The organism is Actinomyces howellii (assembly GCF_900637165.1).
GTDB lineage: Bacteria > Actinomycetota > Actinomycetes > Actinomycetales > Actinomycetaceae > Actinomyces > Actinomyces howellii.
On record NZ_LR134350.1, the window covers coordinates 1,754,021 to 1,767,610 of the forward strand.

At 72.8% G+C, this 13,590-nt stretch carries 10 protein-coding genes; 1 reads left to right on the forward strand and 9 read right to left on the reverse strand.

From position 1 onward, the window contains the following. The first annotated feature begins 209 nt into the window (after positions 1-209). Complete coding sequence (locus EL245_RS07515) at positions 210-737, forward strand: hypothetical protein (RefSeq protein WP_126382581.1); 528 nt, start codon at positions 210-212, stop codon at positions 735-737. 118 nt (positions 738-855) lie between these two features. Here the strand turns inward: EL245_RS07515 and EL245_RS07520 are convergent, their stop codons facing one another. From EL245_RS07520 to EL245_RS07560, 9 genes are all read right to left on the reverse strand, one after another. Continuing rightward, the gene (locus EL245_RS07520; protein WP_126382582.1) at positions 856-1,503 is read right to left on the reverse strand and encodes an SIMPL domain-containing protein; all 648 of its coding nucleotides are present in this window, start codon (positions 1,501-1,503) and stop codon (positions 856-858) included. Positions 1,504-1,630: 127 nt separating this feature from the next. Next, positions 1,631-4,636 (reverse strand): kinase, encoded by a 3,006-nt coding sequence (locus tag EL245_RS07525; protein WP_126382583.1) that lies wholly within the window; start codon positions 4,634-4,636, stop codon positions 1,631-1,633. 61 nt (positions 4,637-4,697) lie between these two features. Continuing rightward, positions 4,698-6,566, reverse strand: a complete 1,869-nt coding sequence (locus EL245_RS07530; protein WP_269471388.1) for an HSP90 family protein — start codon at positions 6,564-6,566, stop codon at positions 4,698-4,700. 16 nt (positions 6,567-6,582) lie between these two features. Next, complete coding sequence (locus EL245_RS07535; RefSeq protein ID WP_126382584.1) at positions 6,583-7,053, reverse strand: type III secretion system chaperone family protein; 471 nt, start codon at positions 7,051-7,053, stop codon at positions 6,583-6,585. 1 nt (position 7,054) lies between these two features. Continuing rightward, positions 7,055-7,489 (reverse strand): type III secretion system chaperone family protein, encoded by a 435-nt coding sequence (locus tag EL245_RS07540; protein ID WP_126382585.1) that lies wholly within the window; start codon positions 7,487-7,489, stop codon positions 7,055-7,057. 892 nt (positions 7,490-8,381) lie between these two features. Next, on the reverse strand, positions 8,382-9,308 hold the full coding sequence (locus EL245_RS07545) for a YbjN domain-containing protein (RefSeq protein WP_126382586.1): 927 nt from the start codon (positions 9,306-9,308) through the stop codon (positions 8,382-8,384). Between the two features lie 193 nt (positions 9,309-9,501). Then, a complete protein-coding gene (locus tag EL245_RS07550; protein WP_126382587.1) occupies positions 9,502-10,767 on the reverse strand; it encodes an ABC transporter ATP-binding protein in 1,266 nt (421 codons plus the stop codon). After that, positions 10,764-12,515: an ABC transporter permease gene (locus EL245_RS07555; protein WP_232009656.1), complete on the reverse strand. Its 1,752-nt coding sequence runs from the start codon at positions 12,513-12,515 to the stop codon at positions 10,764-10,766. The genes EL245_RS07550 and EL245_RS07555 overlap by 4 nt, the downstream gene beginning before the upstream one ends. Next, complete coding sequence (locus EL245_RS07560) at positions 12,512-13,561, reverse strand: thiamine ABC transporter substrate-binding protein (protein WP_126382588.1); 1,050 nt, start codon at positions 13,559-13,561, stop codon at positions 12,512-12,514. The genes EL245_RS07555 and EL245_RS07560 overlap by 4 nt, the downstream gene beginning before the upstream one ends. Between the last annotated feature and the right edge of the window lie 29 nt (positions 13,562-13,590).

Below are 13,590 nucleotides of genomic sequence, written 5' to 3' on the forward strand. Positions count from 1 at the left end.
AGGACCCCCATGACGAACACGCCCGCTCCGACCCCTCAGACGACCCGTCGCCGTATCATCCTGGGCGCGCTCATCGGGAGCATCATGTTGGGAACAGTCGTGACCCCCAGGTCTACAGGGCCTACGCCGAGTACCACGATACGGAGATCGCCGCCGCGGCAGCAGAGGGGTCGGCTTCCGCCTACGCGCAGATCTCGGCCACGCAGGCCGTGCCCGACCGCACGTCGGTCTGCGATCTTCTCGACTCCACCGATCTTGAGCAACGCACCGGTCTCCAGATCGCCTGGTACTCCTTGTCGAGAGAGTCCGGCACGGATTTTCCCCGGCAGTCCTGTCAGATCGACTTCGCTCAGCCCGACGACGACATTGCCGACACCATCATGATCTCCTATGCCGTGGCCTCACATCCGGAGCGTTCACTTGTCGAGGACCGAAGGAGCTACGCCGCCAGCTCAAAGGTCGATTCGATCGCGATGGACGGTCTGCCAGGTGAGGCTGTCTCATATGTCGAGGCGGAGAACGAGAAGATCGTCTGGCGGTCACCAGTGGGTGGGGAGGTGACAATCGGATTCATCTCGAACGACAGCACTCTTGCCGCAAAGGATCCTGAAGGTGCCCACGAGCTCCTGCTTCACATCCTTGAGGAGGTCGTGCCCATCATTGACGAGGTCGCTGCCGGACCACAGCACCCGGTGATCTACTTTCCGGCGAGCCCGCCGGCGAGACGCACGTCCTGAGCCACGGTCGCCTGCCGCCCCGGCCCAGGAGGCCCAGGATGCCCAGGAGGCCCAGGAGGCTCGGGGCGAGCGTGCCGAACTGCGCCGAGGTGCCTGAGAGCGTCCGGGCGCGCTCCTCCTACTCGGCGACGAACTTCGCCACGACGGCGGCACGGAGGGTGACGTCCTCAGGGGCGAAGGAGTAGGAGTCGTCTGCTGGCGCGGAGCCAGCACGCCCCCCTCGCCCTCGAACCGACGCTCCGGCGATGAAGGCCGCCGTGTCGACACCCGGCCCGAAGTCACGTATCGACGACACGTCGGTGATGCTCAGGCCGACGGCGCTCGCGTACTGCTCGGCCTTCTCCCTGGCGACCCGGACGGCCTGGAGACGCAGCCCCTTCTCCAGCTCCTTCCTGCGAACCTCAGTGACCGACCAGTCGATTCGGAACATGGACACCCCCCTCCACCCGAGGACCTCGTTGAGCCACGCCCCGAGCACCGTGAAGTCGCAGAACTTCACCTGTATCCTGATCTGCTCGGTGTACACGGTGCGTTTGTCCTCCTTGTACGACCACCCGCTCACGCCCGACACCGAGAACCACGTGACGGGCCCGCGCCCGGGGTCGTGCAGGCTTTCGATCGAGGCTCGCAGCTCTCTGAGAACCGCGGCGACCTCGTCGTGGACCGAGGACTGCTTCGGACCCCTGAGGCCGACACGCAGGTTGGCGGTCGCCCGCTCCGGCGGCTGCTCATGCTCGGCGATCCCCTGAACCTTGATCGTCGTCACGTCCCTACCTCCTCGTCACTGGACGCATCCGCACCCACCCCCGGCCGAGAGTGAATCAGCTCACGTACGCAGACGCAACCGGCGGGCGTCGCACCCGTCGTCGACAGGTGCGACGCCCGCCGACCGCTCAGTCCTCGAGGGACTCCTCGATGTTGGCGACCGTCGCCAGGGCCGGGTGGTTCTCCCAGCGGCGGTGAGCGAGGAGCTCACGCACCCGGGCGATGGTCGCCCGCGCCGCGTCCTTCTCCTCGCGCTCGGCGTGGAGGCGCACAAGCAGGGTCAGGGGCCGGGCAGCGGAGTCCCGGTCCTTGGTGCTCATGTACCCGGTGAAGGCCGCCTCGCAGTGGTCGACCGCCTCGGCGTTCTCGTCGGTGCGCCACAGGATCCAGGCCATGTCGTCGTGCCAGTCGCCGATCTCGTACTCCGCCGAGTAACGGCGCGAGGTCGGAACGTCCTCGATGAGCTCGAGCGCCCGGGCCATGATCTCTCGGGCCTCATCAAGGCGGGCACGGGACATCGCCAGGGTCCGGTCGTCCACGACCGCCCGCGCCGCCCGGCGCAGGAGCCGGGAGCGGCGGACCCTGCCCGCGTTCTCGCTGACGTCCTCCAGCTCGGCCACGCGCTGGAACAACGCGGCGGCCTGGGTGTTCTCATCGAGGTTGTAGGCGGCGTTCGCGGCGCGCACGAGGTACTCCGAGGCGCGCTCGACCTCACCGCGGCTCAGGGCCCGCTCCGCCACGGCCAGGGCGTTGGAGCGCACGCCCTCCTCCTCGTCGAGGTTGTCGAGCACCGCGACGAGGACGGAGCGCAGCCGGTCGGCCACGGTCTCGGGGACGTCGCTGCCCAGGGCGGTCTCGAGGACCTCCGCGGCCTCGAGGGCGCGACCGGACATGCCCAGAGCGCTGGCCAGGCCGCCGAAGACACCCCCCGTCAGCGGGGTCATGCCGGTGGCGAGGTAGATGTTGAGGCACTCGCGCATCTGCACGACCGTCTCGCCGTGCTCCTCGACCTGCGTCGAACCCAGGGCGAGGATGCGCCGGGCCCCCAGCGCGGTGACGACCGGGCAGGGGTTGTGGCGCCGCAGCACCTCCTCGGCCAGGATGCAGGCCTCGTAGACCTTCCCGCGCGCCAGGTCCAGCTCGGCGCTAGCCAGGTCGAGCTGGTCGTCGAGCCGGCCGTCGACCGGGTCGACGAGGTGGGCGACCAGCCCACTGATCCGGCGCGCCTGGTCGAGGGACTCCTGGGCTCCGTCGTACTCGTTGAGCTCGGGCAGGAGGTCGACGAGGATCATCGAGGCGTCGAAGGCCCGCACGAGGTCCTTCTGCCGTCCCTCGGGGGCCGCGAGCAGCTCCTCGACGATCCCCGCGAGACGCTCGGCCAGGGCCCCCGCGCGCTCCAGGCGCTCCTGGCGGCTCTCGACCGTCACCCGCTCGGCGAGCTCGTCGGCGCCGTGCTCGAGCTTGATGACGCGCAGGTCGCACAGGATGGTGCCGAGCTCGTCGCCCTCGGGCAGCAGGGCCCTGCCGCGCAGCCGGTGCTCGACGGCGGTCTCGTAGTCCCAGGCGATCTCCGCCGTCGCCGACAGGATCGTCCAGGCCATCCGCGCGTGCTCCGGGTCGACCTTCTCAGGGTCGGGCAGCAGGCCGCGAGAGATCGTCTGGCAGCCCACGTACAGGCTCTCGAGGCTGCCCCCGGGCCGGGCCAAGGTGGCCTCGATGCGTCGCAGGGCGTCCTCGACGTCGCGAGGTGGCTCGGGCACCCGCAGGTCGACCACCGGGTAGGGGTCGGCCTCGGGCTCCTGCCCGGCGGACTCGGTGCCCGCCTCCGGGGCGGGCTCGGGCGAGCCGGGCTCGGAGCCGCCCAGGATCGAGGGCATGGCGGTGATGCCCTCGAGGAAGGCCTCGGCCTCGGTCTCCTCCTCCCCTCCACCGATGCGGATGCCCTCAGGCAGCTCCTCGCGGGCCTCGAGCAGCTCGGCACCGGCGGCGGCCAGGGCCCCGCGGGCGGCGACCTCCCCGGCGTCGACCACCGGCGCGGCCGCGAGCCGGGCCTCGAGCCGCTGGGAGACGGTCGTGTTCCCGTTGCGCGCGTCGTAGAGGGAGGCGACCTTGCGCACCCAGGCACCGACCTCGGCGTAGGCCTGCGAGACGGTGGTCCCGGGCTCGAGGCCGGGTCCGGGGCACCACACGGACTCAGCCGGCACGCTCACGCCCAGGGCCTCCTGCCCCATGCCGGCGCGCTCGGCCTCACGCAGGACGAGGGTCGCTCCGGCGAGCAGACCGGACAGGACGACGGCGGACTCGCACTGGTCGCTCATCGGCAGGGTCTCGCGCAGGATCCTCAGGCCGCGGGTGACGCGCCCGGTCAGGGCCAGGTACTCCATGTGGCGGCCCATGTCCCCCAGGAACTGGGGGCGTCCCTTGAGGCTGCGGTAGGAGCGCACGTGGGCGTCCCAGGCGGCCTTGGGCCGCCCCGAGTGCAGGAGGGCCATGAGGGCGGCGGCCTGCATGGTCGCGGGCTGGATGGCGCAGCCGACCTCCTCGTCGAGGACCGGCACCGCCGTGGCCACGGCGAGCTCCCAGTCCCCGTGGTTCGTGGCCCACGAGACCTGGCGCATCGGGTCGCAGCCCTCGCAGTCCGAGGAGGAGTCCCGCGGCGTGGCCCGCCAGGCGGCGAGCTCGGTCTCCGCCTCCTCATCGAGGCCCAGCATGACGGCGGCGTGGTGACGCTCGCCGTGGACGACGTGCATCGAGGCGCCCTGGGAGCGGTAGAACTCCTCGAGCCCGTTCTCGAGCTCGCGGAGCTGGGCCACAGAGACCCCCGGGTTGTCCGCGGCCACGTGGATGGCCCACTTGTAGTTCCAGTTCATGTCGTGGATGCGGCTGGCGTCGAACAGGTCGGGCCGCTCGGCGTGGCGGTTGAGCAGCCACACGAAGGGGGCGAGCGCCTTCCACTCCTCGTTGCCCTGGTTGTAGGCCTCTGCGAGCGCAAGGCGGGTGTCAACGGCCAGCTGCTCGTCCTCCAGGGCGTCGGCCCAGGTGACGGCCTCGGCCACGAGGTTGGAGCGGGCCGGGCCCCACGCGTGGGCCCGGGCCAGGGCGAGGCGCTCGAGCACGTCGTCGTGGGTGGTCACGGTGCGGTTCCTTTCATCATGGATTCGTCGAGGTGGGGGCCTGTGCTCGCGCGCTGCGCGGTCACGTGCCGGGACGGGAGCCGCTCAGGGGCGGAAGGGAGGCGTCGAGCAGGGAGGTGAGCGCCTGGCTGGCCCAGGCCCGTTCCTTGGGGCCCAGGGGCTGTCGCCCGGCCAGGAGGCACTGGATGTACAGGCCGCGCAGCACCTGGACGACAGTGTCATCAGGCGCCGCCCCGGCGCTGCCGGTCTTCGCGGCGGTGACCACGAGGCGGGCCACGAGCGAGCTCGTGCGGTTGAGGACGAGGCGCGGCACGCTCGAGGTGGCGAAGGGGTCGGTCACCCCCAGGACCTCGGCCCACACCCCGGAGGCCGCCTTGCGCGAGCTGCGGGCGGCGACCCGGCCCGCCAGGTCCGGGTCGGGCAGGTAGAGGGCGGGCAGGGTGGCCGGCTCGAAGCGCCGCAGCACGACCTCGCAGTCCTCGGAGTCGATGGCGGCGGCCGCCACCATGAGCAGGTCGACGGCCTCGGCCTCCTCGGCCGGGGAGCAGGGCGTGAAGGCCTCGAGCAGCTCCCCGGGGTCGACCAGGCTGATCCCGGGGTCGGCCCCGGCCAGGTCGGGACGGGCCAGGAAGGCGCCGAGGACCTCCTCCTCGAAGGAGTAGCCGGCGTTGACCAGGACCAGGCCCTGGGAGGAGGCGACGTCGGCCAGGGCCCTGTACTGGTCGACCGTGCGGGTGTAGCGCACGGTGCGCCCCTGGGCGGCCATCTCCGCCAGCTCGGTGAGGGTGCGCCCGCCCTCGGTGGTCTCCACCGGCAGGTGGCGCACGACCAGGCCGAGCATCTGCTCGTCGGCCAGGGCGACCGAGCGCAGGCCGACGGCGTGGGCCGCCACGAACTCGGCGAAGCGCGCCGGGGCCAGGCGGGCGGTGCGCTCGAGCCAGGACCGCACCGCGTCGCCCACGGCCTCCCGGGTGGACTCCAGCAGGTCGTCGTCCATGAGCTGCTCGCGCGAGGCGGTCAGGCGCAGGTGGTCGGAGTTGGCCACGACCCGCACGAAGTAGGCCCACGGCGGGGCCAGGTCCTCGGCCGACCGGGACACGAGCATCCGCTTGACGTAGGCGGTGTGGTGGGCGGTTGCCGTGGGGTGGGCCTGGGCGACGACGACGGCCACCCCCTGGAGACCGGAGACGGGGACCGCGAGGTCGATGAGGTCGAAGGGCTGGGTCCCCAGCTCCTCGACGCACCAGTCGCGCGCCTCGTGGCGGCTCATCTCCCACGGACCCGAGGCGCCGCCGTGGTAGGTCACGCCGTCGGCCGCACGCACCTCGACGTCGATCGGCAGCAGCGAGCCGAACTCGTCGACCAGGGAGCGCACGGTGTCGGCCTGGAGCCAGGCCTCCCCCGGCAGGGAGCGCAGCTCGATGACCGTGCCAGGCTCGCTCAGGGCGCGCCCGGGCTCGGAGACGGGCTCGACCGAGTAGGTCCCGTCCGTGCGGCCCACCCAGCTCGCCGTCGTCGACGAGGCGCCGGGCCGCGCCGACAGGGAGCGCACGACGATCTCGGGGCTGACCATGAAGCACGACAGGAGCCCGATGCCGAACTGGCCCAGGTAGTCCCCGCGGGCCAGCCCGAGCTCGTCGCGCTTGGAGGAGGCGCCGATGGTCGACAGGAGGCTGGAGGCCTCCGCCAGGGTCAAGCCGATGCCGGTGTCACGGCAGGACAGGGTGCCCTCCCCCACGGTGAGGACGACCCGCCGCGCGCAGCCCGGCTCGATCGCCTGGCGGGCCGCGACGGCGTCGACGGCGTTCTGCAGCAGCTCTCGCACGTAGACGCGAGGACCGGAGTAGAGGTGCCGGGACAGCAGGTCGACCATGCCTCGCAGGTCGACCTGGAATGCCGACTGTCCCGGCGACGGGGCGTCAGTGCTCACGGGGTCGCGCCGCCCATCACTCGTCGTCCTCGTCGCTGGCCGGCTCGATGCCCAGGGCCTCGCCGATCTCCTCGAAGGTGCGCAGCACGACGTGCGCCGCCGTGTCGAGGAGGTCGTCGAGCTGCTCGTCGTTGAGGCCCTCGGTGATCGAGGCCACGACGTCGGCCGAGACCTGGGCGCCGTCCTCGTCGACGAAGGTGCTCAGGGTCGGCATGACCTGCGAGGTGTTGAACTCGCCGAGGAGCTCGCGCAGCTGGGCGCGGGAGGCGTCGTCGACGGCCAGGTTCGTGTAGAAGCGGGCGTGGACCTGGAGCATCGTCGTCTCCGGGATGGCGACGACGTAGCCGTACTCGCCGAAGCCGCTGATGATCGCCTCACCGGACTCGTGCCGGTCGTAGTTGAGGTCGTTCTTGTCGAACCACGCCGCGATGCGGTCCACGGTGACCTTCGGGGTCTGCCCCGCTGCGGGCTTGTTCCACCACGCCATGTCAGTCCTCCTCCGTCCAGGTGACCAGGGCCGGGTAGTTCTCCTCGACCTCTGCATAGAAGCTGAGCACCGTGGCGAAGGCGGTGCCCAGGAAGTCCGCCAGCTGGGCGTCGCTCATGCCCTCGGTGGTCACGACGCTCATGTCCGCGCTGAGCACGGCGCCATCGTCGGTCGCCCGCACCGCCGCACGCGGCCCGTACTTGCTGTGGTTGTGCTCGTCGACCTCGACGCGCAGGGCGGCCTCCTCGACCTCACCCAGCTCCCCCCGCCAGGTCGTGGCGACGGACAGGAAGTCGCCCCCGCGGTCGATGATGCTCACCATGCAGTTCTCGAAGCCGGTCAGGACGTCGCCGTCCTCATCGAGCTCGTAGTTGAGGTCCTCGCTCTTGAGCCAGGCCTCCACCCTGGCGATCGTGACCTTCGGCTGTGCGCTCATCGCGTCTCCTCTCGTCCTCGCCGCCGGCCGGAGGTCGTTCGCCACCCGGCGGCGTGCGGCTGTCTCACCGCCCGGACGATGCTGACACATGGCGCGCCCGTCGACATAACGGAATGGGGCGCTCGACCTGGGGAGCGGTCCCCATGGACGGTCCGGCTCGCGCCCGCGCCCCGCGTACCACCGGAAGCACGCGGTGCGAGCAGCCCTCCGGCGGGCTCCCCTCCGCCCCGGTCAGACCGTCGTCCGGGCATCCTGACGGCGGCATCCCACCTGGGGATCCCCCTTCGCCCCGGGGCGACCGTCCCCGGCAGTCCTCTCCCCTGGGCGCGCTGTCCTGGGCGCGCCCCCCGGCGCGCGCGTCCCCCGGCGCGAGCACGTGGAGCTGGCAGCACACGCGGGCACGTGGAACCGGGGCTTCGTACACGGGACCGGGGCTTTGCGGCGAGACCGGGGAGGAGAACCCCGACATCAACGCAAAGCCCCGGTCCCACCAACCCAGACCCAGTCTCACCAGCCCAGCCCCGGCCGGTGCAACGGGCACTCGGCGTCACGCGTCGTCAATCTGTCCGCCGGCCGTGAACCGGGCGGCGCCTGGCACGTGCCGCTCGTGGTCGACACGCCCCGACCTCGACCGGTCGACCGTCCCTCGACCGGTCATGTAAAAGTCGACCGCCTATGTCACCGCAATCGCCCGGTCGAAAGTCACATGACCGGTCGAGAGTCACATGACCGGTCGACGGCGGGGGCGAGGCCCGGCGGCGGTGCGATGTCGCCAGACCTGCGCCCCGCCTCGGGCCCGAAGACCGAGCCCCACCCCCGGAGGGCCGGGACAGCGCCACCACCAGAGAAGCAGCCTCAGTCCGACCGAGGCCCACCCCCGGAGGGCCGGGACTCACTGCCCGGAGACGTCCTCCGGGGCCGGGGCGAGAACGCCGGCGGCGTGGTCGAGAGCCCCGCGGATGAAGGCGGCTCCGGTGCCCAGCGCCTGGTCGAGCTGGGCCTGGCTCATCCCCTCGTAGACGTCGAGGACGATGTCGGCGCGCACGTGCAGGCCGTCGTCGTCGGTGAAGGTGCTCAGGGTCGGGAAGACGACGGCGTCGTTCATGCCGTTGAGCACGCCCCGCACGCGGGCGGAGGTCTCCTCGTCGGACGGGAGCCCGGCCCAGTGCACGCCCCGCAGGTGCAGGCGCTCGCGTCCGGGGATCGCCACGGCGTACTCGTAGCCGGTGCCCTGGCTGTCCAGCACCGAGTCGACCGTGCCGTCCTCGCCGTCGAGGTCGTAGGCCAGGCCGCTGCTCTCGAACCAGGACATGACGCGCGCGAGCGTCACGGGCGGGGTGGCGTCCCGGTTACCGAAGGGCACCGTGGTCGACTCCTCCCGCTCGGGCCGCTCAACGACCGGCCAGGTGACGAGCGAGGGGAAGCGCGCCGCGACGTCGTCGAAGAAGACGACGAGGGTCTCCACGGCGACACCCAGGGCGCTGCGCAGCTGGGCGTCGGTCATGCCGTGGGTGATGAAGGCACCGGAGCGGGCCACGAGGCGCAGCTCCTGGCCCTGGCCGCGCAGGACGGCGCTGGGGCCGAGCCTCGTGCCGTTGTGGGCGTCGACGTGGGCGCGGACGCTGTCCTCCTGGGCGCCGGGCACCAGGCCCCTCCATGTCGCCGTCGCGACGAGGAGGTCGGGCGCCCGGCACTCGACGACGAGGTCGAAGCCCTCCAGGCTGACCCGCACCGCACCGTCGCCGACCACGTGCCTCATGCCCTGGGAGTGGAACCAGGTCGCGACCCGGGATGTGGTGACGTCAGTCGGCGCACTCATTGCTCGCCCTCTCTCCGTGGATGGTGGTGTCGCGGCCCGCTCGCACAGCAGGGACCGGGCAGATCCTCACATGTCCGCGGCTCAGGGTCCACGTCGGACGGGGAGCGCTCGACGGGGAGGGCTCCCCATCACGGGGCCCCGACCGCGTGGATCCTAAGGTCCTACGCACCGCGCCCCGCCATCGTGGATCGGGTCACGGGTCAGAGCGCACGAGGGCCGTGCGGTCGGCGTCGAGGAGCAGGGCGACCTGGTCCCCCGGCTCCACAGCACCGGCCGACGCCGCCAGGACGGCTGTCGCGGTCCGGGAGGCGGGCGCACCCGCGACACCCGTCGCGGCTGCAGTGGGGGTTGCGGGGGCTGTCGCGGCCTCGGGTTCCGCGCTGCCCGCGGGCCCCCCGGAGCCCGTCGCGGCTGCGGCCGAGCTCACCGCGGTGGCCCCCGGACCCGGCAGGTCGACCTCGACGAGCCTGTCCCCGCGGCGCAGCCGCACACCGGTCACGCGCGCCCGGGGCAGGTCCGGCCGAGACCCGGGGGCGAGGGCACTGAGAGCCCCGGGGGCCAGGGCCAGCAGGGCGCTCCCCTCGGGGCTCCCCCCGGTTCCGGCCGCCGCAGGCCCACCAGGACGACCCCCGAGCCCGGCTGCCGCGGGCCCACCAGGACGGCCCCCGGGCCCGGCTGCGGCACGACCCGCCGCCCTGGCCCACGCCTGTCCCCAGCCGAGGGCCACGACCTCCTCGCGCGCGAGCAGCGGCCCGAAGCCGAGGAAGCGCGCCACGAAGGCGCTGCCGGGGTCGGACCACAGGCCCTCGGGGGTGTCGACGCGCACGAGCCGTCCGCCCTCCATGATCCCGACCCTGTCGGCGACCGTCATCGCCTCGTCCTGGTCGTGGGTGACGTAGAGGGCGGTCGTGCCCTGCTCGCGCAGGATGGTGCGCACGTCAGTGGCCAGCTGTTCACGCAGCGCCCGGTCGAGGGCGCTCAGGGGCTCGTCGAGCAGGAGCAGGCGGGGGCGGGGGGCCAGCGCCCGGGCCAGGGCCACCCGTTGAGCCTGCCCCCCCGACAGGGTCGAGACCGCGCGCCGCTCGAAGCCCGGCAGCCCGACGAGGTGGAGCATCCGCCTGACCACCGCCTCCCGGGAGGACCGGGGGGTGCCCGCCAGGCCGTAGGCGACATTGCCCCCCACGTCACGGAACGGGAAGAGCTGGCCGTCCTGGAACATGAGGCCGAAGCCGCGCCGGTGGACCGGGACCGTGACGACGTCCCGCCCGTCCCAGCGCACCTGGCCCGAGGCGACGTCCTCGAGGCCGGCGACGGCGCGCAGCAGCGAGGACTTGCCCGAGCCCGAGGCGCCCAGGAGGGCGAGGACCTCACCGTCGGCCAGGTCGAGGTCGACGTCCTGGACCGCCGTCGTGCCGGGGTAGACCACCGTCAGGCCCCGCAGGCTCAGTCCCGTGCTCATCGATCCTCCTCATCCCTCGGGCCGAGCGGCCCTGCCGGCCGGTTCCACGCCGTCTGCAACCACTCGCAGGCGAGCATGATCCCCGCGGCGCCGAGAGCCAGGACGACGCCGGCCGCCAGCCCCATGCCCTGGTTCTGCGCGCCGGGTGAGCCGATGAGGCGGTAGACGACGACCGGCAGGGTCGGCGTCTGGGGGCGGGCCAGGAAGGACGTCGCCCCGAACTCCCCCAGGCTCGTGGCCAGGGCGAGGCCCGCGGCCAGCCCTCCGGCGCGCAGGAGGTGGGGCCCGTCGACGGTGGCCAGGACCCTGCCCGGCCCCGCCCCCAGGGCCGCGGCGACCTCCCGCTGGCGCGGGTCGATGGCGCGCAGGGCGGGCAGGAGGGTGCGCACGACCAGCGGCACCGCGACGACCGCCTGGGCGAGCGGCAGGATCCACCACGACCTGGTCAGCGCCAGCGGGGGGCGGGTGAGCGTGATGAGGAAGCCGAAGCCGACCGTCACCGCTGAGACCCCCAGCGGGAGCATGAACACCGAGTCGACCAGCGCCAGGCCGCGGGCAGCCGTCCGCGAGCGCGGCGACCGGGAGACGACGAGGCTGACCGCGCCGCCGACCACCAGGGAGATGACGGCCGCAGCCAGGGCCACGCGCAGGGAGTTCGCGGCGGCCTCCCAGACGGTGACGACCAGGGCGTTGCGTCCGCCGGTGGTCGACAGGTCGGTGTAGTTGGCGATCGTCCACGTGCCGGCCCTGCGCAGCGAGCGGGCCACGAGGACGGCCACCGGTCCGATGAGGAGGACGGCGACGGTGGCCAGGGTCAGGGCCAGGGCGGGAAGGTCGCCGCGCCGCAGGGGCGTGGCGGGCACGTCGACACGCAGGTTGAGGTGCGCCTGCCCCGCGCGCCTGGCACGCTCGGTGGCCCACAGGCCCGCGGCGACGACGAGGAGCTGGACGAGGCTGAGGACCGCCGCGGCCCGCAGGTCGAGGTACTGGGCGGTCAGGGTGTAGATCTCGGTCTCGATGGTGCCCGCCCCCGTGCCGCCCAGGACGAGGACCACCCCGTAGGCGGTGGCGCAGAACAGGAAGGTGAGCGCCCCCGCCGAGGCGATGGTCGGCAGGAGGCTGGGCAGGGTGACGGTGCGGAAGGCCCGCCACGGCGAGGCGCCCAGGGCCCGGGCGGCCTCGACGGCTCGCGGGTCGAGCCGGGACCACATCGTGCCGACGGTGCGCACGACGAGCCCGTAGTTGAAGAAGACCAGGGCCGCCACGACCAGTGCCGTGGATCCGTCGAGGCGCAGGCCCAGGACGCTGCCCCCCAGGGGCCCGCCGGTGGTGACCAGGGCGTGGAAGGCCAGGCCGACGACGACGCTGGGCAGGACGAAGGGCACGATGACCACAGCCCGCAGCAGGTTGCGACCTGGGAAGCGGCGCCGGTAGAGGACGGCCGCGCCGGGCACGCCCAGCAGGAGGCACACCGCGGTGCCCGCCGTGGCCTGGAGGAGGGTCTGGCGCACGGCCCGCCAGGTCCGGGGCCGGGCCATAACCTCGGCCGCGCCGGACAGGTCGATGGCGCCGTCCGGGGCCAGGCCCCGCAGGACGAGGGTCGTGACCGGCCAGGCGAACAGGACGGCGAGGAAGACGAGCGGGACCCCCGCGGCCAGCACCCAGCCGACCCGCTGGCCCGTTGAGGGGCGGGGGCCGGCGGGCCTGCCCCGGGCCCGCGACGGTCCGGGGGCGCCGGGGGCGCTCACGCCCCGACGGCCTCGGTCCAGGTCGCCAGCCACGACTCCCGGTTGGCGGCGATCGCGGCGGCGTCGACGACGATCGGCGACTCCGAGGGGGCGCCGAAGCGCTGGAGCTCCTCAGGCACCTGCGCCTCGGGGTTGACGGGGTACATGTACATGCTCTCCGGGATGGCGGCCTGCACCGGCGTCGAGAGCATCCACTCCACGAAGGTCTTGGCGCCCTCGGGGTTGGCTGCGCCTGCGAGGACCCCGGCGTACTCGACCTGCCGGGTGGCCGTGGCGTGCAGGGCGGCGGTGGTCGAGGCCGTGCCGTCCTCGGTGAGGGTGGCGGCCGGGGAGGACGAGTAGGACACGACGATCGGGTAGGCGCCGCCCTCGCCACCGGCGGTGAAGTCGGTGTAGTAGGCGTCCGACCAGCCCTCGTCGATGCGGGTCCCGTTGGCCACGAGCCCCTTCCAGTAGTCGGCGAAGCCCGCCACCCCGAAGTGCCCGACGGTGGCCAGGAGGAAGGCCATGCCGGTCGAGGAGGTGGTCGGGTTGATGGCCACGAAGAAGTTCTTGTACTCGGGCTTGAGGAGGTCCTCGAAGCTTGCCGGCGGGGTCAGGCCGGACACCGAGAACCAGGCGGTGTCGACGTTGACGCACACCTCGCCGAAGTCGATCGGCGCGAGGGCGGGGGAGCCGTCGACGACGTACTGGTCGGCGCCCTCGGGCAGGGTGATCTCCGTCGACAGGTCGATGACGCCCTCGGTCAGGACGCGCGAGGCGAAGGAGTTGTCGACCCCGAAGACGGCGTCGCCCAGGGGCGCGTCCTTGGTGAGGACGAGCTTGTTGACGAGCTCACCGCCGTCCCCAGAGGCGACGATGGACAGGGTCTGGCCGGTGTCCTTCTCGAAGGCGGCGACGAGCTCGTCGGGCAGGGTGAAGGAGTCGTGGGTGACGACGGTGACGGTGTCCTGCGAGGAGCCCGAGGAGCCGCAGGCGGCCAGCCCCAGGCCCAGGGCGGTGGTCCCGGCGCCGGCGAGCAGGGCGCGGCGGGAGATGGTGGTCATGTGTCCTCCTGGTTGAGTGCCGGGAGGGC

What these genes read in the sequence shown, in the direction of transcription:
- EL245_RS07535 (WP_126382584.1), bottom strand. Translation starts at nt 7,053, where the DNA reads ATGGCGTGGTGGAACAAGCCCGCAGCGGGGCAGACCCCGAAGGTCACC.
- EL245_RS07545 (WP_126382586.1), bottom strand. Translation starts at nt 9,308, where the DNA reads ATGAGTGCGCCGACTGACGTCACCACATCCCGGGTCGCGACCTGGTTC.
- EL245_RS07560 (WP_126382588.1), bottom strand. Translation starts at nt 13,561, where the DNA reads ATGACCACCATCTCCCGCCGCGCCCTGCTCGCCGGCGCCGGGACCACC.
- EL245_RS07550 (WP_126382587.1), bottom strand. Translation starts at nt 10,767, where the DNA reads ATGAGCACGGGACTGAGCCTGCGGGGCCTGACGGTGGTCTACCCCGGC.
- EL245_RS07540 (WP_126382585.1), bottom strand. Translation starts at nt 7,489, where the DNA reads ATGAGCGCACAGCCGAAGGTCACGATCGCCAGGGTGGAGGCCTGGCTC.